The sequence below is a fragment of the Fibrobacter sp. UWB7 genome (genome assembly GCF_900142945.1).
Taxonomy (GTDB): domain Bacteria; phylum Fibrobacterota; class Fibrobacteria; order Fibrobacterales; family Fibrobacteraceae; genus Fibrobacter.
In genome coordinates this window covers 381,833-407,482 of record NZ_FRCO01000001.1, presented here as the reverse complement: position 1 = coordinate 407,482, position 25,650 = coordinate 381,833, and the positions used below count along the sequence as shown (strand labels likewise).

Below are 25,650 nucleotides of genomic sequence, written 5' to 3'. Positions count from 1 at the left end.
GCAGTTCGTCGGAATTTGCCGATGGCGATGTGCGTGTGTTGTAAGATTATTAATATATTTCTACGCATGAATACAAAAAAATCGTTTGCGGAAAAATTTTCGCAGTGGTACATTCCACTCATTTGCAAAAATAAGTATAAGGCTCTTACCTTCTATTTCTTCTTAGCGCTCCTCCTCGCGTTTCCGATTCTCGTGAAGCCGGGGTTGAAACTCGACGCTGACCTTTCGCACCTCTTGCCCGAAGATACGCCGAGTGTGAAGGCTCTCGAAGAATCTTATGAGCGTTTCGGCAGTACCGACCGATTCATGATTGCCATCCAGAGCGAAAGCGTGGAACTTGCCGCCGCTTTGCAGGATTCCATTCAGGATTACATCCACAAAAACTGGCAGGGCGATTTTGTCTCGACGCAGGTGGATAACGATAACCAGTTCTTCAAGGACAATGCGCTTTTGTACCTCCCGGTCAAGCACCTTGAAAACATCCGCGATAATCTTGAAGATTTGCAGCTTGAAATCGGTCGAAAGAATGGCCCGCTTGTTGTGGACCTGCTTGGCGATGGTTCGGCGGATTCTGCAAGCTCTGCAAACGGCGAAGCTACTTCGAAAAAGGAACGCGTCTGGTTCGATGCAAATTTGCCGATGGAACTCGGTCTCCCCGAAGAAGCGGTAAGTGCATTCGATGCGTTCTTCAAGAAAAATGCTCCTGCTGAAACCGAAACGGGTAAAAAGGAATGGAACCCGAAGGCTTACCTTCCGGATAGTTTGAAGAATCGTTTGATCGGTAGTCCGGAACCCGATAGCACAGGCAAAATTCTCTTTAACGCTGTCGTGAACGCGAAGTTGATTAAGCCTTCGACGGACTATGAATTTGTGACGAAAATTTTGGCAAAGACGGATGAACTTTTGGCGTTTTTCCGTAGCAAGCAATACCCGGTGCCGACCCGCTTTACGGTGGAAGGCACTTACGAAGGCTTGAAGGAAGTTGATGAAGTTGCAAACGACAGTATTTTCTCATTCGGCATTAGCCTTGTCTTGATTTTCCTCTTGACCGCATTCTTCTTCAGGAGTGTGAAGGGCCCGATTCTAGTGACCGGCTCTGTGCTTTACGCTTGCCTCCCGACGCTTGCTTTTACCGCACTTTTCTACGGCAAGTTGAATCCGTTTACGGTGTTTGTCGCATCGATTATTTTGGGTATCGGCATTGACTATTCTATTCACATTTTGGGCAATGCGCAGAAACTTTTGAACAAGTACAGTTCTCTCGAAGAAGTTCTCGAAGAAACGCAGCGCAAGATGCTCAAGCCGTTCATTTTGGCGAGCTTCACGACGATTGCCGCGTTCCTCACGCTCTTGGTCGCACACTTCCGTGGCTTCTATGAATTCGGCATTGTGGCATCGATGGGTGTGCTCTTCAGTATGATGACGTCTGTCCTCGTTTTGCCGGTCTTTGTCGCTTGCATGGGCGGTATTCCTGCGGCTCCGCAGAAGTCTCTGTTGCCGGATTCCTGGAGCGAACAGCGCATTTTCAGTTTCTTCAAGCATGCCGCTTTGATTGGTTTTGTGCTCGGTGCCGTAGCGCTCTGGTTTGCACCGAATGTGGACTTTGAACACAACTTGAAGAACCTCCGTCGTGTGCATAAGGACAAGGTGATTCCGGCTGCTGAACAGAAAATTTCGACCAAGGTTACTCGTGCGACAAACCGTGCCGTGACTTCGACGCCTGCGGCGGTGATGGGCTCTAAGCCAGAACAGCTTGACAAACTTTATGACACGTTGATGATTCGACTCCATGACGAAAAGGATCCTCTGCTTGGTAGCTTCCTCACGCTCAAGAGCTTTGTGCCGCCTGCAGATTCTCAGGAAAAGCGCCTTGAAGTCATCGAAGAAATCCGTGACTTGGTCGAAGCGAGAGTCTTTGACAAGGCCGAAGGCGATGATTCCGTAAACGTCTCGACGCTCCGCAAACTTGCTCAAGTTGAAAAGCCGTTTGCCGCCGAAGATGTTCCGGCATGGACGCTCGACTTGCTCCGTGAAAAGGATGGCTCTTACGGTAAGATTGGCTTTATTTACGGTGACTTCCCGAGCTGGGATGCCCATGCTTTGCACCGCTTCCAGGAACGCTATGGCAACTGGAACTTTGATGGCGAACGCTTGCGCACGTTCTCGTCGCAGTTCATCCTTTCGGACGTGATTGAATCGGTGAAGGCGGATAGCTTTAACCTGGCATCGGTCATTGTGCTTGTCATTTTCCTCACGTTGATTGTTTCGTTCCGCAAACCTTCGATGTTCTTGGCGGGAGGTGTTTCGTTTGGCATGGGGGCGCTTCTCACGCTTGGACTTTTGGGTGCGCTCACGTACTTCTTTGAATTCGGAAAAATCAGCATCTACAACGTGATTGTGATTCCGATGACGCTGGGTATTGGCATTGATGCGACAATCCACTTTATTACGTCTTGGTGTTCGAAATCCAATGAAGGGATGACCCTTCGTCAGCTCTTTGACACGACGGGTCGTAACGTGATGGCTAGCTCCATGACGACGATTGCAGGCTTTGTCGGCTTCCTCTTTACGACGCACCGTGGCTTGCAGGGCATTGGGCACCTCGCTTGCATGGGAATCTTCATGTTCCTCGTGACAAGTGTCATCTTCTCGATGTATCTTTGTGGCTCCTGGCTCAAGAAAAAAGGTGAAAAGAAATAAGGATGATTTATGAGTAAAATCAACACAATTGTCGTTGCTGGTGGAACGCATGGCAACGAACGCACGGGCGTGAGCCTGGTCGAAAAGTGGAAGGCTCATCCTGAATGTTATAATACGCTTTGTACATCGGCAACGGTTGATGTTGTGCTTGCAAATCCGGAAGCGGTTCGCCTGAACCGCCGTTACCGTGACCATGACTTGAATCGCGCATTTGCTCAGACTTGCTTGGATATGTCTGTGGAGCCTGCGCAGTACGAATTCCGCCGCGCTCGTGAACTCAATAAGATTTATGGTCCCAAGGGTGCGAACACGCGCACGGACTTGATTCTGGATGTGCACAATACGGGTTCGAACATGGGCTATTGCCTGATTCTTTCGACTCGCGATCCGTTTACGATGAAGGCTTCGGCTGTGCTCACGCAAGAATTTGAGGATGCCTGGATTTATTACCAGCCCGAAGAACGTAGCGCCTCGCCGTACTTTGGAACGGTTGCCAAGGCGGACGTGTGCATTGAAATTGGTCCGCAGCAGCATGGAACGCTGAATGCCGCCATTTTTGAACGCTCCGAAAAGCTCGTGAAACGTTATTTGGAACTCGCAGAGGAATGGAATCGTGGCGAGTTGCAAAAGCGTGCTCCGATTAAGGTCGATGTTTATACGCAATTGCGTGACTTGGGCTACCCGAAGCCGCAGGGTGGTGGCGCCATACTGGCGATGATCCACCCGGAATTGGACGGTCACGATTACCGCGAACTCAGACAAGGCGACAAGCTTTTCCGCACGTTTGATGGCAAGGACATCTTGTTCGAGGGCGAACCGGACGGCCGCTCGGTCTACCCGATATTCATCAACGAACCCGCGTACTACGAAAAAGACATTGCCATGAGCCTCACCGTGAAAACCGTGGAAGAGTGGTAAGTTCGCATTGTCATGCCGGCCACTGAGCGGGCACCTCCCTCCACATCCTGAATTGCAGATACTTTTCTACATTTGTAGTGTTAGTGTGACGTCATTCTGAAGCCCTTGCAAAGGGCTGAAGAATCCAGTGATTTTTTATTGAGCAAAAAGAAGGTCTGATATGGCAGAAAACGAAGAAGAATTGAAGTCTATCACGGGCGAAGAAAGCCTGAGCAGTTTTATGGAACTCGTGCAGAAGTTGAAGGACGAACCCTGGACTTCCCGTTTGAACGATATTCTGGATGCCTTCGAAGACTTCTTGACAATCCGCCCGGAACCGCCGCAGTCATGGCAGGACAACTATGCATCTAGCGGTAAAAAGTTTGATTACTATCAGATTGTCTTGCCCGAAGATTTTCAGGACCCGTACGAAGACGACCTCGGAAACATTAATCGCTTGCGTGGTGAGTTTGCTCGCGTTCCGAGTACGATGGCTCTTGAACACGAACTCATTGGCCGCAATTACTTTATTTTTGAAAATGGACATGCGGAACCGATTCCTGCACCGCGTCCGATTCTGATGCTTGAAAGCAAAGACCGCGCCGATGACGAAGAACCGCAGGAAGGCGACATCACGTGGGATTGCTGCATATCGATTTTTGCGGATGGCAGCTACGTTGCTTACAATCTCGATCACGATGACGAAGAAGAACTTGGCGAAGATTTCAAGGTCGTCTTTGAAAAGCATATCGATACGCTTTCGAAGTTACAGCTCGTGATTCCCGTGGAAGGTCGCGATTACGGCATCCTCCGTAGCGACGCATAATCGCTATGGATAAATTCGAAACAGAAATCTACCTGCGTTACAAGCAAATTATTGAATCGCAAAAGGCATGCTCCTTTAAATGTCATCCCGGACTAGTTCCGGGATCTCCATTTCTTTGCAAAACTGAATTGCCATCCTGGAGGGCTCTGCCCGATAGGATCCAGAGCTATTCCTGTGCAGTCCCTCGCCATGTTCACATGGCGGATTTGTTGGACCACTACGATGCGTTTTGTTTTGACGGCTACGGCACCCTCTACAATCGTGATAGATTTGTTTACCCCGGTGCGATGGATTGGTTTCAGTCGCTCCGCCATGCGGGTAAAATCCTTCGCCTAGTGACAAATGCCGCTTCCGATGTGGACGGCGTTTTGGCTCGTGCTGCGGAAAAGCGTGGCTTTGACTTTTCGACGGAAGAAACGATTTCGTCGGGAAGCTTGCTACCGAAACTCGTGGAACAGTTGCGTTCGGGTGTCGCGACAAATGCGGCTGCCGGAATTGTGAACGAAACCGCGGGTGGAACTTCCTCGAAACCGCTTGAATTGCGCGAAGTCTATTACATCGGCCGTGAATCGGGCAGGAATGTTTTGAAAGCTTGTGGAATTACCGCAGTTGCAATGGATGCAGAACCTGCCGAGCCGATTGTGGCAATTTCGTCTGCGAAAGACACGCCAGAAACTTATGTGCGCGCGGTCAAGATTTTGCAGAAACCGGGTGCAATCCTTCTCGTGCTGAATTCGGATGCTTGGGCTCCGAAAGCCCCTGATGAAAATGGCGAGACTGAACGCGAGCCTGTTTCGGGCGCACTCTCGGAACGTTTGCGCCGTGATTCCATGTGCGACGCTAATGGGGGCGTGGGTTGTGAAACCTATTACTTGGGCAAGCCTTTCCCGCAGATTTGGGAGCGTGTCAAAGCTTCGCTTCCGGTGGGCTCTCGCGTGCTGATGATTGGCGATACGCTTGGAACAGACGTGTATGGTGCGAAAATTGCGGGCTTTGATTCGGCGCTCGTTGTCGGTCGAAATGTTCCTGCCGCAGAATTAGAAGCTGACGAAAAGGCTCTCGGTATTCGCCCGGATTATTATTTGGAACCGTAAAATAAAAAGAACCAAGCTTGCGTTTTTATTTTATTACAAAAAATTCACCTATCGTTTCTTTGTAGATATTTCCATAATGGTTCACGTTGTACAACTGCACGTGCGAACCCGAAATCTTACTTGCGATTTCGACATACATGTCCCTCAGCGTTGCGTCGGGTGTTTCATCAAGCAGCTTCGTAAAACCTCGGGTAAAACTATTCGTCAAGTATACGCCCATTTCTTCGTTTCGTTCATCCGCCTTACTCGTTTCATAAGGCGACGCCGCTGTTAGAAAAACGATACCAGGAATATCCGCCTTTTCCGCCGTTTCACCAAGTCCACCACTATAGCAGGCCTCCACGGCAACCAACACCTTGCGGTGCGGAATTTCTTTTATCAGCGCAACAATCTGCTCATAACTAACCTTGTCTTTACCATATTCCAAATACCCCGGCATTCCGTGTCCACTCCAAAAGACAAAAACATTGTCGGTCGACTTTGCACGGAGAACCTTTGACAACTTATCACTTGAATTTCCCCTTAATATATTTCCTAGGTCAGACGCCGTTACGGAACTTAATTTGTAATCAACTACACCCTTTTCATAGACATTGTCTCCATCCAAACGGATAAACAGCTCCCCCGGATACAGGTTGCGACGATGATTTGCAATGTCATCTTCTGCAATCACGATAATGTGGTCATCGTCGTACCCCATCTTCTTGAGTTTCTGGTAAATGGCAAAGATGTCCGCCTGAAACCGGTAATTTGCCCAGCCCGATGAGGCTGCAACCAAAAGAGCCCAATGTTTTGAAACGTCATTGTAAGAAATATTCGTATCTGCGTTATCGAAAAAGCTCGTATCTACGTCGGCCTTAAAAAAATCCAACCAATTATCCTGCGGATTCACCGAATGTTTCGAATTATCGTTGCTGGTATAATCATTCGTCACATATTTGTGGTCGGCAATATTCCATCCGCGATACACCGAGCCGCTCACGCTGTTGTCCCGATTCCGGAAAGTCCACGAGCTTGATACACCCGTTAAATCAGGCAAGCGGCCATTCTGCAACGCCTTGAAGTTTTCCTGCATTCCGGCAATCATCCAATCGCCACCGACGCCATCTCTACCTTCGAGCACCGCTCTAATGGATTCGTTCAACTCCAATCCTGACGAAATGGAATAAGACGCGGCATACGCCAAGATATACAGGGCATCAAAGAAATGTGCCTCGCCATTGAGAATATCGTCGTTAAAGTGTTCACGATAAGCCTGCGCGAAACCGGACTCCGGCCTTGCGTACAAATCAAAGCCTCGGTAGAAATCATAGTGAAGATATTTCACGATAGAATCCGAAACAAAATTGCTGGAGCAAATGATATGAGCACCACCGCGAGAAGCCACCCCCTGTTGATACAGTTCATCATCAAGAGCTAGCGCCATCTTGTCGTCATAAGGTTCAAACAACAAAACGCTATACGGTTTCTTACGTTCCAAATAAGTCTGCGTAAGCATCCGCAGTTCGGCTTCGTCATTGTACAAAAAGATTCTGTCAATTTTAAGTCCGAATTCTTCGGCCATAAAGCCGATCCAGTCGACATAAGAACTTACGAGTCCGCCATTCAATTCACTCGACGGAGCCAAAAGAGTAAGTTCCAGTTCATTCTTAAAAATAGCCGCAAAAGAACTAGCCAAATGCGAGAAAGCTGATTCTATCAGCATAAAGTCGTTTTCAACCAAGTTCCACAAATTCGGCATATTGGCAAAGAACCGTTGGTATTCTACATTCGATGCCTTGGGCGAAAGAATCGGCTTCGTACTTTTTTTCAAAAGTTCCGCCATGCGGTACGCCTTGTCCGATCGCGTGGGCCCCACAATGGCCGCATAGTCCGTATCGTGAGCCACCTTTTCCATATACACGTCGATATCGGCGTCATCCTGGTTTTTAAATTCCAGTTGCAGTTTTACCTTTTGGTCTAGCCCGTCCTGAGCTTTTTCCATATTTTCCAAAGCCCATTCGGCGCTGCGTTTCCAACGGGCCATTTCAGAAGATTTCGCCATGACGGCGACCCTGATTTTACGCGTTTTCGCATCGGCCTTGGCAGAAGCGGAATTATCAGAACAGCCGCAAAGGCAAAGTATTGCTACCGTCATCCATATCAAAAGCAGAGCAGGCTTACTTCTTTGCATGGCGAGCCTCCTCGCGAACCGCTTCGTCATAATACTTTTCATAGCGGGCTTCGAACTCTTTCGTATCGTCAAAATTCTTGTTAAACACAATCGACGCGGCACCGTCACCCAAGCCAAAAGAGCGGAACCGAGGCCAATCCTTACCCAAAGCCCATTCTTCCAGGTAGCGAATAACAATCCCCTTAATGTCAATGACCAAAGTAAACGGCACCTTTGGCAACACGCCGCTTTGGTCAACATCCATCCCAATCATAAAGTGTCCCGTATTCGGATAATCGATCAAGGCCCGACGCACGCCCTTGATAGCGCCCCCCAACAAAGGAAAAATAGCCGAAGGTCTATCCGCATCTAGAATATAATTCGTTATCGAAAAAGTAGCCACGTAGGCAAATTCAATGTTGTTAAAAGCCGTTTCATCATTTTCATTGTAAGTAAGATAATCCACCCCCAAAGTATCTGCTATCGTCTTATGCGCATCGTAGCCCTTCCTAAAGCCATCAATCGATGTTTCAAGGCTCGCAAAACCAGGTGCCGCCGCCAAAATCATGCAGGGATTTATGCCCAGAATTGCCCCCGACAAGTAACTTGCGCCATAGCGGTCAATCGAGAATGAATAAACGTCTTGCGGAAAGCCCGCCGAGTCGGCCTCAAACAACAGGACCTTGTTCCCGTCACCCGAAAAACGGATGTCAAGTTTTTGCGCCAACCCGGCATACGCCGAAGACGCCAGGATAAGCAACGAGGAATCCGTGTCGGCATTTTCCTTGAGCCACGCCTGCACAAGTGAATCGGCCTCGTCCATAGATTCCGGCTGCAGCAGACGGAAGGGCACTCCACTATCTTCATTAAACCGGAATAGTCCTGCCAATATCTGGTCATTATAGCTATTATCGCCAATGCCGTTGACGCTTGCCACAAGCGTAATGTTCGCTATGCCCGGGCGATTTTGCACAGCATCAAAAACAGATTCGCTGTTGGAACAGGCATACAGCGAAAATAGTAGAAAGAATCCAAAAAACAGCCTTAACATCATTACCTTAATGATAAAAAAATTCCCTCAAACGAGGGAATATTTTTGTTGTTCTGAAAAACTAATCCTTTAGACAACGAACACTGTTTGCGTTGTACTTTACCTCTTCGTTCAGATAGGCATCGTCTTTAAGCGCTTCTATACGTACCAAGAACGCAGTATAGCCGTGATCATCTGTCGAAGTCCAGAACCGTGCTATATCACCTAAGGAACGATACTCGCTATCCTTGTAACCTGCAGGCAAAACGTTAAGGCCGTAGTCATCACTTCCGTTTCCATCGCGCAGCCAGTCTGAAGTAGATTTGAGAGCCTTGCCCTTATTTTTTACAATTCCATAAAATAATTCATTCCATTCGTACTTACTCGGCAAGTGCCACCCTTTGGGGCACGCCTCCATAGCCGCATCCCATTCGTAAAGTCGACCATATTTTTTACAATTATCCGCATTGTCGTCATAGCAATAGCTATTCGGTGTTTCATACAGAAGATTCTCTGCCATCCAAAGTTGCGAGCCGATTTTTTCCAATTTATACATTTTACCATCACGGGGATCAACCCTATAATTTTCACTCTTCTCAAACGCATCCGTCAGGCACTGTAACGCAGCCTCCTTGCTAAACAGTCCCATAAAACTACAAGCGAAAATCGCACCCATTTCAAGAGAATCAAAAGAAGCGTCATTATCTTCATAATCTCCGCTATACATCTGCCTCAAATCAATGACTGTATTCAGACTAGTGTCCTTGGGAAAAACGACACGTAATTCCCCCTTACGCTGCCCCTCTGAATCATTCTTTTTCACATGGATTTTCACATCCGCATTACCCAAACCCGATTCCGGCAAGACCGAATCGATAAAAGTGGAATTATTTTCGATACGCCACTCACCGTTGGATTCCAGATTTAGTTCATAGAAGCTCTCCCCCTTGCCAAGCAACAGCACGCCACCGTTGACAGGCGTCTCACCCAATTTGATAGAGAGCACGTTGTCTTCACCGTTTGCGTCACTAGAACTGTCCGAATCCGAGCAGGCAATGAAACCGACCGCACACAAAGCAAGTGCGATCATCGTGAATTTATAACTTTTTGCAAAGCTCATGATTTTCTCCTTCTTTGACGGATACTTTATTTTAAAATAATTCTTTTCAACATGAATTCAATAAAAAAAACTCGAACAACGCTCCAACTTAGAATAGTCTATATGCAGAAATATTCCCCCAAGCGGGGGAACTTTTTGTTATACGTGAAATTTATTGATAAATCATTTTATTCCTGATAGAATATAAGCGCGTCATATGCGGCCGCCTCCAAAATATTAAAGGTGCTAGCACCATCTTCCACACCGATCTGGCCATTATTTATTGCATAATAACTCGTATAGCCATTCTTATCTTTCCGTAATCCTAACCCAACAAGTCCGCAAATATTTCCTTTAACATCCTTCGAGTCGCATTCGCTCTTTCTCGTCATGGCTGCACCTAAGTTAGTAATCTTATTGTTTTTAAAAACTTTTTCAATTTCTTGGAATGCTTCCTTAGTAGGAATACTCCATCCTGATGGAACAAATTTATCCTTCTCTTTGACTTTGTAAATGAGAATGGGCTTGTTATCTAAACCGTGGCCAACATTAAAAGTTCCTTCACCGACAGCTACATATTGATATTCTTTTCCTGTTTTATCAATGGTGCTAGCATAATTATCGCGGAGCCAAATACGATTGAAAACCTTAACCAAGGGATAATTATGATTCTGAACTTTGCCATCTCTTAAATCATTTTCACTATTGGGAGGATACTTTTTAGGAACGTAAATCTTCGAAGCTAAATAAGCGTCTTCAACCGTGCCTGCATGATGTTCCGTGCCTTCAGGCGCTACACTCGTCACAGAAGCTCCTCGAATATAGAGTTTCTTCGCCGCGCCGAAGTTCATGTTTTCATATTCGACTATGGCGGCATCGGTTCCATCCCAGCTGACACGGGCCGGCTTGTGGTCCTTGTCGCCAATGTAGAAGCCCAAGTTAAAGCGGACCTTGTTGTTGATGACGGGGTAAATAACCATCACTTTTTCTTTGAGGTTCAGGAGCGGCACAAATTCCAACATGGCCTTCGCCACCAGTTGTCCGCCCAAGTAAATATCCTTAATCAAGGTGTTGGTGTCCAGGTCTTCTATCTTCGGTACATCGATTTCGGTCACGGTCCCACAGTCATAGCCATACTCAAAATCAGAAGCGACCTGTTTACCGTTCAAATAATCTTTGAGTTTTTGCTTACGTTCCTTGGCCTTTTCGCCAAGGCTTTCGTCAATCAATTCATAAAGTGGAATTAAGCCTCCATCCGAAAAACCGATAAGAGTTGCTGCGCCGGTATTTTTTGAAACAGACTGTTTCCACTTGTTCACATCTTCATTATTCAGAATTTTGGAATCCGACAATTTAAGCGCTAAACCATCATCCCCCCCAAGAACATCTATATCGATATTCACATTCGAAAGGTTTTGTTCCAAGCTCGATTTCATTTCCGTACTCACTTCGGCACTCGCGTCAACAACGCCCTTGTACGCAGCCTTGGCGAAAGCACTGATATCGTATTTGGATGTAATCTTGGATACATCTGCCGTCATCGATTGACGAATGCGCCCGCCAAGCCTCGAACCCCATACCACATGGGTTCCAAAATCACGAACCAGCTTTTTGAACCCTTCATTAGTACTTGGGTAACTTGTATTCAATCCATTAATGGAATTGTAGGCGAATTTTTTCATATATTCTTCAGACTTGAGCAATTCCAAAGGAAGATCAAAACCCGCAGTCTTTACAGCAAGGTCCAGATAGGTCAATGCATATTCATAATTACTCTTATTCGATGTGTTCATATCAAATGCGGCTCCGATTTCTCCCGAAAAGCCTGCTATTCCGCCCTCAACATTAACTTTGGAACTCAACTGGAAACTTATATCGGAAATTGTCGACCCCGTAATACTTGTAGTCTTGAGGCTTGCCTTCGTCGGCCCGATAGAAACGCCTCCATCCTCATTCAATTTTTTGACATCAAAAATTTCACACTTGATAGCTTCATAGTCGGGATAGCCCCCAGTAATGGCATTATAGCCATAGCCAATAGCATAAACCTTGTTACTCTGCGTCAGCTCAGTCACCGCATTATCATCGTAGTCGCCGCTATACTTCTGCACTACGGTAATGGTCTTGTTCAGGGAGGTGTCTTCAGGGAACACAATGTGCAGATCGCCCACAAAACGTTCGTCCAAATCGTTTGTGGTTAAACGAATTTTAACGGTCGCATCGCTGCTACCGGATTTTTTGCTAATCGACTGAATAAATCCTGTTTCATCCTCGATGCGCCATTTTCCGTCAGCCACGATCTTGAAATCGTAGGTGCTGTCCATCATGTCCAACATCAACGTGTCGCCGACAGTCTTGCCAGACACTTCGACTGCAATGGAGTTTTCGTTCCCCCCACTAGGAGAGTCTGAACACGCGACTAGACCTGCGGTTAAGGCGCATATGAGAGTTAATTCCACAGAAGATTTGTGGGTATTTGAGTAATTCATGATTACCCCTCCTTCTTAGGAAATGTTTAGGCACTTGAGTGCATTATGATTGAAAAATCATTTTTTTTGGGTGAGAAGGTCAATAATGAGTGTAAGAAAATTGTATCGAAACTTGAATATTCCAAGTTGGAATGTTTTGAAGAAAAAGAACCAAACTTGCGCGATAAGTCCAAAATTCGCTCTTCGGACTTCGTCCATGACCGAATTTTGTCGAACCCTCTTCTCGGGTTCTCAACCTCCATTTACCATATAAAAAAAGAAAAACCACCTGATAGGTGGTTTCTCTTTTTTCGAGCGGGAAAAGGGTTTCGAACCCTCGACATCGACCTTGGGAAGGTCGCGCTCTACCAACTGAGCTACTCCCGCATGGGTAGTCTTAATTTAGTAAAATTAGGGGGCTTGTAAAGGTATGCCTTCTTTTTTTCTATTATTGAAATATGCAAAATTTCAAGTTTAAATCTGTTTGTGGCGTAGTGGCGCTCGTTTGTCTTGTTTCGACGAACATTGCGTGGAGCGAGGGCGGTTCAAAACGTGGCTTTTTTGATAGTTTCGTAAACTTCTTTACGCCGAGTGGTTCTGTGCAAGGCGAAGGTCCTATATTTGATGAACTTAAGGGCGTCGAAACGCAAATCGATAAGATTGAAGTTCAGTATTCTAGAGAACGCCGTCCGGGCAATAAGACGCGCTACCGCAAGCAGTTGGATAGCCTCCGCAATGTCCGTGATTCGCTGATTACGGTGATTGAGAAAATGCCGTCTGGGGTGAACGTCGCGCAATCAAGTGCCGCTCTTTCGAGCGCTGCGCAGTCTAGCTCTAGTGTTTTGCTGAATACGGCAGGCTCGAGTGCGTCGAAGCCGATTTCTTCTTCTGCGGTTCCCACAAGCAGTGCTGCAAATGTTGTTTGCGCTCGCGATACGGTCTTTGTGCACGATACACTTGTCGTGCGTGATACCGTCGTGATTCACGATACGTTATACGTCGTGCTCGCGAGTAAGCCCGAAGCAACGCCCAAAGCATCTCCGAGCAAATCGAAAAAGAAAGCCGATAAAGCTTCGGAAAAGTAACTGAAAAAAATGCGCGGCTTCTCAGCCGCACTTCTCGTTAATCCTTATTCCTTAATCGTATATCCCGAGCGGAAGTTTTCGATCAAGCAACTGCTGATGCTCACGCTCGTGTCGTATTCGGGAATGTCCTCGCGTTTGACCCAAGTGGCGCAGGCGAGTTCCGCCTCTTGCATGTGAATGGTTGAATCGCCATCAAGTTCGGCTGTGTAGCCCGAAATGAGCGATTCCGAGAACGGCCACGGCTGGCTGCCAAAGTACTTGATGTTTTTGACGCGGACGCCCGCTTCTTCAAGGACTTCGCGCTTGACTGCCTGTTCGAGCGATTCTCCGATTTCAACGAATCCAGAAATGAGGAACATGCGCGTCTTGTCCGGATTGTCCAAATTGCGAGCCATTAAAAGCTCGTTGCCATTGTGAACAGCGACAATCACGACCGGTGAAATCTTGGGATAGACGGTGTTCTTGCAGCTAGGGCAAATCATGGAGCGTTCTTTGAGGCCACGCTTCATGAGACATCCGCATTTGCCGCAGAACTTGTTCAAACTTTCCCACTTGGCAATGTGTGCAGAAGTTGCACCGCCGAGGCGTTCCAAATGGCTTTCGAGTGTGCGGAATGTGCGATTGCCACGAAATTCGTAGCCTTCCGGAATTTCCGGCAAGTTAGAATTGCACAAGAAATAAGCGTCACCGTCGATGCTAATCAAGTAATGGCATTCGCATTGCGGGAATTCGCTCACACGCGGAATGGCGAAGTTGTCGCCAGCCTTTTTGAAAAGCGTTTGTTCGCCATTGAAAAAAATCAAGTAATCGGTGGGCTTCGGTGCAATGTCTTTAAATTCGTTATATAACTTGTGCGGAGTAATTTCGTGAATCATAGGATTTTTATTTCTTATTGAAAAATTTTTTGGCGGTCGAGACGCCCACGAACGAGAACAGAATTCGTGCAATCATTTTGGGGGCGCTGTGAACCTGCGGATAAATGTTGCGTGCGTTCTTCAAAACCCAAGGGAACCATAGCGGCGATAAAAATGCATGGCTAAAGCGTAATTCCAAGAACAGAATGAACTTGTCCAAGAATCGGCGGCTTTCGTCTGGCAGTTTCTCGAAAAGGTTCGAGCCTTTGACTGCCTTTGCCCATTGCAAATTCGTCTGGAGCTTTTCACTCCAAGTCTTGTTGCCTTCGCCGATGGCGTTGTTGCCATGAATGCGGTACTGAATAACTTTATCTGCGATAGCGCGGTAACCGTTTTCTACGGTTGCGCAAAGCGTAATCCATTGATCGTGAACAGGCACGTCTTGCGGAATCGGGAGCACTGTCTTCAAAAGCCTAGCCTTGAAAGCAACCATGCAACCGGTTACATTCGTGTAGCCTGTAAGAAGCGCTTGCTGGCTCAAGTGCTCAACAATTTTGGCTTTTTTTCGCCAAGACGAATCCGTGACTTTGCCTTCTCCATCAATAATTTCGGCATCGCCAAAAATCATGGAGTGCTCGCCAATCTTTTGACTCATCACTTCCAATTTATTCGGGAGCCAAATGTCATCTTGGTCGGCAAGGAAAATCAAATCATCGTCAGCGAGTAATTCGCTTGCATTTTCCAATGCCGTTGAAAATGATGCGCGGTGCCCTCTGTTCTTTTCAAACTTGGTGATTTCTAGCGGGAGCTTGTCTTTATAACGTTCCAAAATTTCGCATGTAGAATCTTTGGAACCGTCATCCACTGCAATTATAACATCGGCAGGTTTTGTCTGCGCGACCAAAGAATCGAGCATCTGCGCAAGATACTTTTCGCCGTTATAAGTTGCAAGTGTGATGCCGATTTTCATGCTTAATGCCTAACGCCAAAGGATATGCCACGCGAGGTAGGCGCGGTATGCGATTCTAAAGTAAAGGCTGTTCGTGCTCTTGCCGCCCGTGAACGAGACTGTGTTTTCGTGACGGCGGTAAAGCTGCAAAACTTCGTCTTGGTAGCCGCACTTGAAATGCTTTTGGGCGTAATACGAGACCCACAAATCATGTGCGACGACTTTTGGCGGGAACGGCATGCAAGCGTCTTTCACTTGTTTGGTAAAGCACATGCAAGCGCCAAGCCAGCAATTGTTGATGATGTTTCGCAAGAGCGATTTTTTCATCGGCCATTTTTCGTCGTAATGACGTTCCTTGATCACGTTCAAGTTGGCATCGACGAGCGAGCAATTGCAAAGAATCGTGTCGTAGCCGCCTTCCGTGAGGAACTTTTCCATCTTGTCGAGCTTGCCCGGCAGCCATACATCGTCTTGGTCGGCAAAGTAAATCAGGTCACCCGTGGCCTCGCGCATGGCATTTTCGAAATTGTGTGCAACGCCGTGGTTCTCGTTGTGGAAAATCTTGATTCTAGGATCGTTGTAGCTCTGGACGATTTTCAACGTATCGTCTTTCGAAGCGTCGTCAGAGACGATGAGCTCGTCATCTTCTCTAAGTTGCGGAATAATGCTATCCAGCTGTTCCTTGATGTATTTGGCGCCGTTGTAGGTCGCCATGCAAATGCTTCTTCTCATACCTAGAACCAACTATACAAAATTTTGTACATCAAGAACTTTAAGTACGATAATCCGAAATCCTTGTGGAGCAATTTTGCGACTTGGAAGAACTGTTTTTGCCCTGTGCGGGCGATGGCTCGTGCAAAAAATCCTTTGCGGGCCTGTTCTGCGCCAAGCGTATTGCTGGTATGCTGACGGTAAAGAATCGTCGCGTCGTCAAGAATCGAGATGACTCCACCTTTAAAGTGGACGCAAAGGGCAACCCATTCGTCGTGCATGGTCGCGCGAAGAGACATCGGGAGTGCTGCCAATTTTGCGGCGTGGTTGAACATCATTGTGCAACCGGTGACCACGTGACGCACACAAATTAATTCCGGGTGCTTGCGGAAAACGTCAATTTTCAAATCTTCGTTGAACGATTCTTTGATGGGGGAGAGCTGTTCATCGACCACACGTAAATCCGTCGCAACGAGAACCGGCGCTGTCCCCTCGGCTTCCTTCATCCGAGCAAACGTCTTTTCGATTTTCTCCGGCAACCAAATATCGTCCTGGTCGCAGAACATGAAATACTCGGAATCCACATTTTCGAGCAAATACATAAAAGACTTCGCTGCACCTCTGTGCTTTTGCGAGTCTTCTAAAATCGTAATTTTTTCTGGATATTTTTGACGAAATTCCTCGACGATTTTCATCGTATCGTCCGAGGAGCCGTCATCACGAACATACAAATGGAACTGTTTACAAGATTGCTGGAACAGCGATTCAAGCTGTTCCCAGATGTACTTGCCGCCATTGTAAGTGGCTAGCAAAACCGCAATATCGTAGTTGTTGTGTTCCATTGACTTCCGCAAATCTACTAGTAACTATTAACTAGTATCTAGTAACTTTATTCCAGATACGTGTACCCGTAAAGTCCGGAACGATAGATGTTCAAGAATTCCTTGCCTTCCTGAAGCGTAATCTTTCCTTCCTTCACAGAGCGCGTGACCCAGTTTTCCATGTTGCGGACAAGAGCCTTGTCGCTGAAGTTCACGTAGTCGAGCACGTCTTCCACGGATTCGCCGTCAATCACCTTGTCGATGTCGTAGCCGCCGTTGTCGTTGCAGACAATGTGCACAGCGTTTGTATCGCCAAAGAGGTTGTGGAGGTCACCGAGAATTTCCTGGTATGCACCGACGAGGTAAACCGCGATAAAGTACGGCTCGTCCTTCTTGATCGGGTGGAGCGGAATGGTGCGAGCCACTTCGCCACCGCGAACGAACATGTCAATCTTGCCATCGCTATCGCAAGTCACGTCCTGAATCGTCGTCTCAATCGTCGGCTCTTCGTCCAAACGCTGAATCGGCATAATCGGGAACACCTGATCCACGCCCCAGCTGTCCGGGAGGCTCTGGAAAAGGCTGAAGTTGCAGAAGTACTTTTCGGCAAGCAAGCGCGGGAGTTCGCTCAATTCATAAGGCGGATGGCGCAAGTCGCGTGCTAGCAAATCCACTTTGCGGGCAATGCTCCAGAACAAACGTTCGCTCATAGCACGCGTCTGCAAATCCACGTCGCCCATCTTGAAACCGCTCAAGGTGTCATCGTTAATCTGCATGGCATCATGCCAGCTTTCGAGCAAGTTCTTCGGAGAAAGACTCTTGTAAATGCCGTACAAGTCCTTCAGTGCTTCCGGAGCGTCTTCGCTAATTTCATGAACGCTCTCGTCAAAGAATGCCTGGCCAGCCGTTTCAAGCACGTTGAACACCAAGATGGAATGGTGTGCCGAAAGTGCACGGCCCGATTCCGCAATGATATTCGGGTGAGGAACATCGGCGTTTTCGCAAGCTTCGAACATCGCGTACACAACGTCGTTTGCGTATTCCTGGATGGAATAGTTCACGGAACTTGCGTTAGAACTGCGCGTGCCATCGTAATCGACGCCGAGGCCGCCGCCCACGTCCACGAATTCAAGGCCCATGCCCATCTTTCTAATTTGGACATAGAACTGCGACACTTCGCGGAGTCCATTCTTGATATGGCGAATGTTCGTAATCTGGCTACCCAAGTGGAAGTGGATGAGCTTCATGCAGTCTTCCATCTTCTCTTCCTTGATGTAGTCGAGAGCTTCCAAAAGTTCAGAACTGTTGAGACCGAACTTGCTGTGGTATCCGCCGGACTCTTCCCACTTGCCGCTGCCAGAGCTTGCAAGCTTGATACGGATGCCGATGTTCGGGCGCACGCCGATTCGACGAGACAAGTCAACAACCAAGTGAAGCTCGTTCATCTTTTCGACGACAATGAAAATCTTCTTGCCCATCTTCTGTGCGAGGAGAGCAAGCTCGATAAAGTCTTCGTCCTTGTAGCCGTTGCAGATAATCAACGCGTCCGGGTTCTGCATGTTTGCAAGAACCGCATGGAGTTCCGGCTTGGAACCTGCCTCGAGGCCGATGTTGAACTTGGAACCGTGACTCACCACTTCTTCCAAGACTGCACGCTGCTGGTTCACCTTGATCGGGAAGATGCTGTAATGGCCACCCTTGTAGCCATATTCAGTCGTTGCCTTCGTGAAGCACTCGTGAATCTTTTCGATGCGGCTGTCCAGAATATCCGGGAAGCGCAACAACACAGGAGTCGAAACATCGCGCAAGGAAAGTTCCTGCACGAGCTCGTAAAGGTCGATGCTCGGACCGCCATTCTTGATCGGCGAAACCGTCGCGTGACCCTTGTCGTTAATGTCAAAGTAACTTACGCCCCAACCCTTTACGTTGTAAAGATCTCGGGAATCGTCAATGCGCCATTTTTTCATTGTTTAGTCTCAAGAATCAGGTGTCAATTTTAGTTATTAGTCAATAGTCATTAGTCTGTAGTTTATACTAGGCGACTTTGTCGCTTTTATAACAACTAATAACCAATGACTAACTACTAATGACCGACTTTTTTAGTCGACTAATACAGGATTAAAGTCTTCGTTCCACGGGAGACCGTACTTAGTGAGGGCTTCCATGAACGGATCCGGATCGAACTCTTCGACCGTATGCACACCCGGCTTGTTCCACTTGCCCGTGAGCACCATCATGGCACCGCACATAGCCGGAACGCCAGTCGTGTAGGCGATAGCCTGGCTGCCGAGTTCCTTGTAGCATTCCTGGTGGTCGCAAACGTTGTACAGATAGTAAGTCTTCGGCTTGCCATCCTTAGTACCCTTGAAAATGCAACCGATGTTCGTCTTGCCCACTGTGCGAGGACCGAGGCTTGCCGGGTCCGGGAGGAGAGCCTTGAGGAACTGGATAGGCACAATGTCCTGACCCTGGAACTTGATGGGCTGAGTGCTGAGCATGCCCACATCTTCGAGGCAACGCATGTGGTCGAGGTAGCTCTGGCCAAACGTCATGAAGAAGCGGATGCGCTTGATGCCCGGAATGTTCTGGGCGAGGGATTCAATTTCTTCGTGGTGGAGGAGGTACATGTCCTTCTTGCCGACCTGTGCGAAGTTGTATTCACGCTTGATGCTCATGGCCGGGATTTCAACCCAGTGGCCCTTGCCGTTTTCGTCCGTGTCCCAGTAGCTGCCTGGAGCAGAAACTTCGCGGAGGTTGATTTCCGGGTTGAAGTTCGTTGCAAACTTGTAACCGTGATCGCCGCCATTGCAGTCGAGAATGTCGATTTCTTCGATCGTGTCGAACTGGTGCTTCAAGGCGTAGGCGCAGTATGCCTGAGAAACACCCGGGTCAAAGCCGGAACCGAGCAAAGCCGTGAGACCAGCCTTTTCAAACTTTTCTTTGTAAGCCCACTGCCAGCTGTAATCGAAGTAGGCGCTAAAGCCCTTTTCCTTGCAGCGCTTATCGTAAACCTTGCGCCATTCCGGATCGTCGATATTTTCCGGCTCGTAGTTAGCCGTGTCCATGTAGTTCACGCCACATTCAAGGCATGCATCCATGATGGTGAGGTCCTGGTAGGGGAGAGCGATATTCATCACCAGGTCCGGCTTGTATTGCTTAATGAGAGCAGAGACGTTCTCGGCCTTGTCAGCGTCCACAGCGGCAGTCGTGATGACCGTCTTCGTATTCGGGCGGAGTTCCTGAGCCAACTTCTCGCAATTTTCGCGATGACGGCTGGCGATGCAGATTTCGCTAAAAACTTCGCTGCAGGTGCAGCACTTCTTGATAGCAACTGTGGCAACGGCGCCACAACCGATAATCAATGCTCTTGCCATTTTTTGTTTGTTCCTCATTTGTTGAGAGTTAATCCATCGGGATGGCGATCCCGGTAGAGAATGTTACTGAGTATAATGTAGAAAATGGGGTGTAAAATGTTCGGACGGGTGCGAAAAATATGGGTGAAAAGCGACGTGTCATCCTGAGCGAAACGAAGTGAAGTCGAAGGATCTAGTGATTCTGTAAAAATGCGTTGCGAGCGAATGCTTGTTTTTGGGCGTTCCCTTGCCTTGGGCAAGGTCGGGCTATATTCTAGGGGCAACCGTCTTCGCTACGCTCGCCGCTAACCTCCTAGAACGGAGCCTTGCTTGCGCAAGTCTCCGCCACACAGTGGTCACTATCCCTAACGCAACTCAAAAAAACGCTGCAAAACAAATTTGTATATTATCGCTGTAGAGTGGTTTGTATCAAAATGAAATTGAATTGCGTTTGTTTTGCACTGCTTTTTGTCCTCCTTGGAATCCGTTCTTCGCAAGCGATGAACGTTTGCGATATGGACGAACGACTGCTAGATGGCTTTGTCAAAATTTATCCGCAAAACGATAGCGCCGTGCATTCGCTCCTTGAAGTTATTCAAAACGAAGAATTGCAAGTCGATTCTGGTGATTGCTTGGGAGACCGCCTTAAAAAACGTCAAGTTGAAGCATCATCATTTCTTACTTACAACGGACGTCTTGTAAAGAATATTGATTTCAATTCAATGAACTTAGAAGATGAAGATGTCGCTGTCTTGAACTTGCTCTTTGAATATGCCCTAGCCAAATACAATTCGGGATATGCCTTTGAAAAAAATAAGGAAACGAAATCCAAGAATGATTCTGATAAATTAATTCAATTGCTTTCGGAACTCGCTGATATAAGCTCTTCTGTTGTTTCCGCTGCATTCAAAAATCCAACACCTATTGGGGTAGTCTCTAATTTAGCTGCAGACGCACTTCCTTCATGGCTATATCTGTGGATTCGTCAAGATAATCCGTTTGAACACGATAGCGACTACGATTTTGGATACTCATGGCTGATTGTGATGCGCGATGTGTTTTTAAAGTCATTTCCCGAAGGCAAGTATAATACACTTGTGAATACTTTGATTAATGAATCATCTGTTGACAAAATGCTACAAAGCGACCGCAAACGTTTGAATTTTCATTTTGGCATGACTTACATGATTGGTCGAAGCCTTTTCAATTCGACAATGAGTTCTGTCGATGAAAGCTTCTCGTGCATGGCTCAGGCGAGGCTCCAAATCTATTCAGCGCTGATTATGATACATATAAACGCTCTCTTTGGAGATAATTGGGTGTGGGGTGGATTTGGCCTTATGGGAGGCTACGCCTTGATGGACTTGGAATCGTACGGTCTCGATGTTTTTGGTGGTTTATCCTTAGCCGAAGAGACAATAAAGTATAAGAACGACAACCTTGATAAAGAAGAGGAAATGAAAAATACCTTTGTGTATTTTTCTGCCGGAGTCCAATTTTTTAAGAGGTTCCCGATTGGGGACATGTTTGACATTATACCAAAAGTTCAGTGGCAAATCGAAGTGGTCCCCTCCTATACCGATCATATGAAAAACCGGGATGGAGTTGGGGTGATGAATCGCTTTTATATTGGTATCGGTTTTGATGGCAAGTTGCCTATGGGAAAACCGAAAAAGTAGGTTAATCCTAAATTTTTTTCGTCGAGGGGCATGCGGAGCGCATAACGCGCCTGTTCTTTCATGTCATTCCTCACTTGATGGGGAATCTCCTTGCGCAAGACTTGTGTTGGGCGTTCCCTTGCCTTGGGCAAGGTCGGGCTATATCGCAAGGCCGCCCGAAGTCCGCCCCCTTGACCGCCAAAATTGGCGTGTGTAGATTATAGGGCATGACCTACTATTTTATCAGCGACTTGCACGTCGATTTCTATGCACCGATGACACGCACTGTAGCCGTGTTGCACAAACATTTTGAACCATTCTTCGAGCGAAACTTTCTGCCGGCTGACGCTTGCTGCATTGCAGGCGATATCGCGAACGACTACTTCACCTACGTGGAATTCTTGAAATTCATTGCCGAAAAATATCGCACAGTCTATGTGTGCCTTGGAAACCACGACATCATTACCGAATACATGGGGCGTTTCGGCTCTGACCGCGATTTCACCACATCCGAAAGCAAAATTGCCTATTTCATCAAAGAAGCCGACAAAATCCTGCACATCCAGCTGCTCGAAAATTGCATCGTAGGCGATGTTGCCGGTTGTATGGGCATGTGCGATTTCAAGTACAAGCACACTCCCGCCGCCTCCGAAATAGAGAATAAAATTCTATGGGCTACACGCTGGTTCGATGGTCGCCATTGGAATTACATGCGGAACAACACGGACAAACTCTGGCAACATTACGACCGTGCGTTCCGCGAACTTACTGCACAACGCCCGAAAATCATGATGTCACATTTTCTGCCACTGGAATTCGAAATGGTGGAGCGTTACAAGCACGATCCTTACTCAAATTTTTTCTACTTCCACGGAGCCAAATACCTCGAAAACTTAGATGATGGGAGCATTTGGCAAGCGGGCCACACCCACACCGCCATCAAGCGCGAGTACACCGACAGGTTCGGCAAAAAGCACCTACTGCTCTGCAATCCAGTCGGCTACCCTGACGAAAACCCCTATGCGGAATACGGGCTAAAACGGGAAGATTTTGTAGTGGAGGTGGAGTGAAGCATGGATGTTCCCAAAATTAGTAACCGCTTTGATGCAGAAGACATCCGCAAACTGCGCGAGTACAATTCCCTGAAGCATTCTAAGATGTCCCACAAGGAGATTTTAGATGACATTCGACAGGGCGCAGAATCCTTTATGTCTGAATTCAGTCGTTTTGTTGCTGACAAGTAAGCCATTTACGATGCTGGTAAAAAAATAGCGAATCAAATAATTTTGCTATGTCGCAAAGTTTCTATACAAAACGACTACAAATATTCAAATTTGTAGTTGTTCTCTAAAAACTTTTCAACCAAATTCGGAATATCTAAACATTTTCCGCATTTCGTTGAAATTTTACCATAGATGAACTAAATAAAAATCCACGGCTTTATCACCGTGGACTTTTCAAATGAATTGTTTAGTGTTGTGCTCTACGCTTTTGGATTTCGTCTACCGGAAAACCTGAAATAACGGAAATTTTTTCTATGGGAATGTCATTTGCCAGCATGGCGTCGACCATTTCGAGCTTGGTATCTTTTATTTTGGCTTCAAGTTCTTCCTCCTCGACTTCGGCAATGGATTTGTATCCATAAACTTCGCTGCATTTCTTGAAATCCATTTTGAACTGCTCCTTGGCTTCGCCTTTAAACCAGTGCCTTAAATATATAAAAGTTTGAGTGAGAAAGTCTTCCGCTTCTTCTCGGGGAAGTGACTTGAGACCCGCCATGGCTGGCTTCAGATATTTTTTTAGTTTTTCTCCGTTAAAAACGTACTTCAACGCAACTAACGCAAGCGCAATCTTAGGCGAAATCAGCGGAATTTCAAAGTCTTCAAAGATCTCACTTACGTCAACGATTTCCAACAAGAACGGCAATCCAATCTTGTGATAGTATTCAGGATAATTGGGGTACATCACCTCTTTTTCTATGCGAAATGGATCTTTTCCATTATACAATACGATGGCAACAGTCGGAATATTTTTCTGATTGCGAAACATAATCTGGAACCAGTATTTGACCAACTGCGGGATAATTCCTGTTTCTGGATAACTCTTGTGTTCTTCAATAATCCCGACGAGGAGTTCGGCTTGCTTGGGTTCGTCGCTTTCTAGTTTCACGGTAAATGCCAGGTCGCCATCGCCATGAGTTGCGGTATCGCTGAACGCTTCAGAAATCTCTTGTAGTGTATCTAAATTTACCGTCGCAAGGAATTGGGCGAGATTACTGTTTTTTCGAGACGCAAGGCGAAGAAGTTCTGCTGTTCGAGCGGGGTCCTTCAGCACCGAGCGAACATAAGAGTCATGAGAGAATTTTTGAGTCATAGAATAGCCTCCTGATAAGTTTAGAGGCTCTAATCTACAACGGCGAATTTCAAAAAAGTGAAACTTTGCAAATTTTGCAATCAACCGTTTGCAAAAACGTTCATTTTGTCAACTATAGGTGGTGCGCCCTTTCCCAAAAATTGTGATTCCCGTTACTCCCATTCCTAACAAAAAATGGTATTTTAAAAAGACTTCTCGTTCACCTTCAACGATTAAGGAATTTGGCTATGCTTCAGAAATTGTGGAACAAATGCAAAAAATGCGGCTGCGATAAAGCCGCGGATTCTGAAAAATTTTGCGAATCTTGTAGCGAAAAACGTCGCGAATTTTGGAGCGATATCAAGAAAATTGTGGGTGTAGGCGGTGCCGCCTTTTTAGTGCTTATCGCCGGTGGCAAAATGACGAAAAAATCCTAAATTCATTCTTAGGAATATGAATAAGTACGCGTTCTTCTTGCTTTGCGCTTCTGCCGCTTTTGCTGAAACCGTTTCCGACACGGTCTCATTTGTCAACTTCGAAAATCGCGAAGTTGGCGTTTACGGCAATGCAGAGGCTAAGGAAGATTTCAAGCGCAACACCACGGATAAAAGCTGGTGGTATGCGATGGACAAGAATGGTGGCCAAAATTCTAAAATCGTCTATGATGGCGAAGAACACGGCAATGTGCTGCAGCTTAAGTATCCCAAGGGTTGCGTTGGTCCGAATGACAATGATACTCCCGCATGTGCGGCGCAAATCATACAGCCGCTTGTAAAAACTGCCGATACGATGTGGAGTGCGTACGATATTTTCTTCGAGGAAGGTTTTGAATTCCAGTTGGGAGGCAAGCTTCCGGGGCTATGTGGCGGTAAGTGCTACACGGGGAACGCGATGCCCGAAACGGGGGATGGCTGGAGTGCGCGAATTATGTGGCGCAAGGGCGGGAACGCTGTTCAGCTGATTTACTTCATGGGGCAACATTCTGAATACGGCGATGATTTCAAGTGGGATCTCGGCGGTAAAAATCCGCAAGCGCAATTCACGATTGGCAAATGGCATCGCATAGTCAATAAAGTCTCGATGAATACGGTCAAGACTCCTGGCGCGGGCGACAAGAACGGTCGTGTGCAGGCGTGGCTTGATGGCGAGCTCGTGCTTGATGTCGATACGCTCAGGCTCCGCGATTACGATACTTTGCATGTGGACAAGTTCTATCTTTCCACGTTCCATGGCGGGAGTAGTGCTGAATGGGCTCCGACACACGACAATTTTATCCGATTTGACAACTTTACGGTTTCGACCGATTCTATAGCGGTGACTCTCGATAACGGGGGCGAAGTTGGCTTGGGTAAAAATTTGAGGAGAGAAAATCGCCGTTCAGTCTCAAAGCCTATTGAAATTTATCGCGTTAACGGCTCGCTAGTAGGTCGCCAAAACACAAGCTCCGATGTAAATATGCAAAGACTCCGGAACGGTAAAATTATCCAGTTGCAAATAGAACGGTAAAAAATAGACAAAAAAAATTAAAATTTTCGAACTGTCATAATTTGACGTTCTGTGATTGTATATTTGCAATATGGATGAAAAAACTAAGTCCGAGG

21 protein-coding genes and 1 tRNA gene are annotated in these 25,650 nt (G+C 47.0%); 10 read left to right on the top strand and 12 right to left on the bottom strand.

Annotated features, from left to right (window positions below):
* Positions 1-66 precede the first annotated feature (66 nt).
* The 4 genes from BUC30_RS01685 to BUC30_RS01670 all read left to right on the top strand — a co-directional run bounded on the left by BUC30_RS01685 (position 67) and on the right by BUC30_RS01670 (position 5,517).
* Entirely contained in the window at positions 67-2,700 is a 2,634-nt protein-coding gene (locus BUC30_RS01685) for an efflux RND transporter permease subunit (RefSeq protein ID WP_073423240.1), read from the top strand.
* A 9-nt stretch (positions 2,701-2,709) separates the two neighbouring features.
* Positions 2,710-3,618, top strand: a complete 909-nt coding sequence (locus BUC30_RS01680; protein ID WP_073423239.1) for an aspartoacylase — start codon at positions 2,710-2,712, stop codon at positions 3,616-3,618.
* A 160-nt stretch (positions 3,619-3,778) separates the two neighbouring features.
* A complete protein-coding gene (locus BUC30_RS01675) occupies positions 3,779-4,423 on the top strand; it encodes a hypothetical protein (protein ID WP_073423238.1) in 645 nt (214 codons plus the stop codon).
* A gap of 5 nt (positions 4,424-4,428) precedes the next feature.
* Positions 4,429-5,517, top strand: a complete 1,089-nt coding sequence (locus tag BUC30_RS01670) for an HAD-IIA family hydrolase (protein WP_073423237.1) — start codon at positions 4,429-4,431, stop codon at positions 5,515-5,517.
* 25 nt (positions 5,518-5,542) lie between these two features.
* On the opposite strand, the gene BUC30_RS01665 is transcribed toward BUC30_RS01670, so the two are convergent.
* From BUC30_RS01665 to BUC30_RS01645, 5 genes are all read right to left on the bottom strand, one after another.
* Positions 5,543-7,690 carry a C13 family peptidase gene (locus BUC30_RS01665; protein ID WP_073423236.1) on the bottom strand — a complete coding sequence of 716 codons (2,148 nt, stop codon included), beginning with the start codon at positions 7,688-7,690 and terminating at the stop codon, positions 5,543-5,545.
* A complete protein-coding gene (locus tag BUC30_RS16015) occupies positions 7,677-8,723 on the bottom strand; it encodes a type 1 periplasmic-binding domain-containing protein (protein ID WP_073423235.1) in 1,047 nt (348 codons plus the stop codon). Before BUC30_RS16015 ends, BUC30_RS01665 begins: the two co-directional genes overlap by 14 nt.
* 58 nt (positions 8,724-8,781) lie before the next feature.
* On the bottom strand, positions 8,782-9,819 hold the full coding sequence (locus tag BUC30_RS15735) for an FISUMP domain-containing protein (protein ID WP_083555456.1): 1,038 nt from the start codon (positions 9,817-9,819) through the stop codon (positions 8,782-8,784).
* 167 nt (positions 9,820-9,986) lie between these two features.
* Positions 9,987-12,287: an MAC/perforin domain-containing protein gene (locus tag BUC30_RS01650; RefSeq protein WP_073423234.1), complete on the bottom strand. Its 2,301-nt coding sequence runs from the start codon at positions 12,285-12,287 to the stop codon at positions 9,987-9,989.
* 293 nt (positions 12,288-12,580) lie between these two features.
* Positions 12,581-12,653, bottom strand: a tRNA-Gly gene (locus BUC30_RS01645).
* A 71-nt stretch (positions 12,654-12,724) separates the two neighbouring features.
* On the opposite strand from BUC30_RS01645, the gene BUC30_RS01640 reads away from it, so the two are divergent.
* A complete protein-coding gene (locus tag BUC30_RS01640; RefSeq protein ID WP_073423233.1) occupies positions 12,725-13,351 on the top strand; it encodes a hypothetical protein in 627 nt (208 codons plus the stop codon).
* Positions 13,352-13,395: 44 nt separating this feature from the next.
* Here the strand turns inward: BUC30_RS01640 and nudC are convergent, their stop codons facing one another.
* The 6 genes from nudC to BUC30_RS01610 form a co-directional block, all read right to left on the bottom strand.
* The gene (nudC, locus tag BUC30_RS01635; RefSeq protein WP_073423232.1) at positions 13,396-14,226 is read right to left on the bottom strand and encodes an NAD(+) diphosphatase; all 831 of its coding nucleotides are present in this window, start codon (positions 14,224-14,226) and stop codon (positions 13,396-13,398) included.
* 7 nt (positions 14,227-14,233) lie between these two features.
* Positions 14,234-15,175: a glycosyltransferase gene (locus BUC30_RS01630; protein ID WP_073423231.1), complete on the bottom strand. Its 942-nt coding sequence runs from the start codon at positions 15,173-15,175 to the stop codon at positions 14,234-14,236.
* Positions 15,176-15,184: 9 nt separating this feature from the next.
* Positions 15,185-15,886, bottom strand: coding sequence for a glycosyltransferase family 2 protein (locus tag BUC30_RS01625; protein ID WP_073423230.1), 702 nt, complete (start codon positions 15,884-15,886; stop codon positions 15,185-15,187).
* Between the two features lie 2 nt (positions 15,887-15,888).
* A complete protein-coding gene (locus tag BUC30_RS01620) occupies positions 15,889-16,707 on the bottom strand; it encodes a glycosyltransferase family 2 protein (protein ID WP_073423229.1) in 819 nt (272 codons plus the stop codon).
* A 47-nt stretch (positions 16,708-16,754) separates the two neighbouring features.
* Complete coding sequence (speA, locus tag BUC30_RS01615) at positions 16,755-18,653, bottom strand: biosynthetic arginine decarboxylase (protein WP_073423228.1); 1,899 nt, start codon at positions 18,651-18,653, stop codon at positions 16,755-16,757.
* Between the two features lie 132 nt (positions 18,654-18,785).
* Complete coding sequence (locus BUC30_RS01610) at positions 18,786-20,060, bottom strand: saccharopine dehydrogenase family protein (protein ID WP_073423227.1); 1,275 nt, start codon at positions 20,058-20,060, stop codon at positions 18,786-18,788.
* Positions 20,061-20,554: 494 nt separating this feature from the next.
* Here BUC30_RS01610 and BUC30_RS01605 point away from each other — a divergent pair, with 494 nt between their 5' ends.
* The 3 genes from BUC30_RS01605 to BUC30_RS16010 all read left to right on the top strand — a co-directional run bounded on the left by BUC30_RS01605 (position 20,555) and on the right by BUC30_RS16010 (position 22,941).
* Positions 20,555-21,718: a hypothetical protein gene (locus BUC30_RS01605; RefSeq protein WP_170861486.1), complete on the top strand. Its 1,164-nt coding sequence runs from the start codon at positions 20,555-20,557 to the stop codon at positions 21,716-21,718.
* Between the two features lie 206 nt (positions 21,719-21,924).
* The gene (locus BUC30_RS01600) at positions 21,925-22,767 is read left to right on the top strand and encodes a metallophosphoesterase (protein WP_073423225.1); all 843 of its coding nucleotides are present in this window, start codon (positions 21,925-21,927) and stop codon (positions 22,765-22,767) included.
* A gap of 3 nt (positions 22,768-22,770) precedes the next feature.
* The gene (locus BUC30_RS16010; RefSeq protein ID WP_170861485.1) at positions 22,771-22,941 is read left to right on the top strand and encodes a hypothetical protein; all 171 of its coding nucleotides are present in this window, start codon (positions 22,771-22,773) and stop codon (positions 22,939-22,941) included.
* A 226-nt stretch (positions 22,942-23,167) separates the two neighbouring features.
* On the opposite strand, the gene BUC30_RS01595 is transcribed toward BUC30_RS16010, so the two are convergent.
* On the bottom strand, positions 23,168-24,070 hold the full coding sequence (locus BUC30_RS01595; RefSeq protein ID WP_073423224.1) for an Rpn family recombination-promoting nuclease/putative transposase: 903 nt from the start codon (positions 24,068-24,070) through the stop codon (positions 23,168-23,170).
* A gap of 227 nt (positions 24,071-24,297) precedes the next feature.
* Here BUC30_RS01595 and BUC30_RS01590 point away from each other — a divergent pair, with 227 nt between their 5' ends.
* Together BUC30_RS01590 and BUC30_RS01585 are read left to right on the top strand one after the other, a co-directional pair.
* Positions 24,298-24,486 carry a hypothetical protein gene (locus tag BUC30_RS01590; protein WP_073423223.1) on the top strand — a complete coding sequence of 63 codons (189 nt, stop codon included), beginning with the start codon at positions 24,298-24,300 and terminating at the stop codon, positions 24,484-24,486.
* 16 nt (positions 24,487-24,502) lie between these two features.
* Entirely contained in the window at positions 24,503-25,555 is a 1,053-nt protein-coding gene (locus tag BUC30_RS01585; protein WP_073423222.1) for a polysaccharide lyase, read from the top strand.
* The last annotated feature ends 95 nt before the right edge of the window (positions 25,556-25,650 follow it).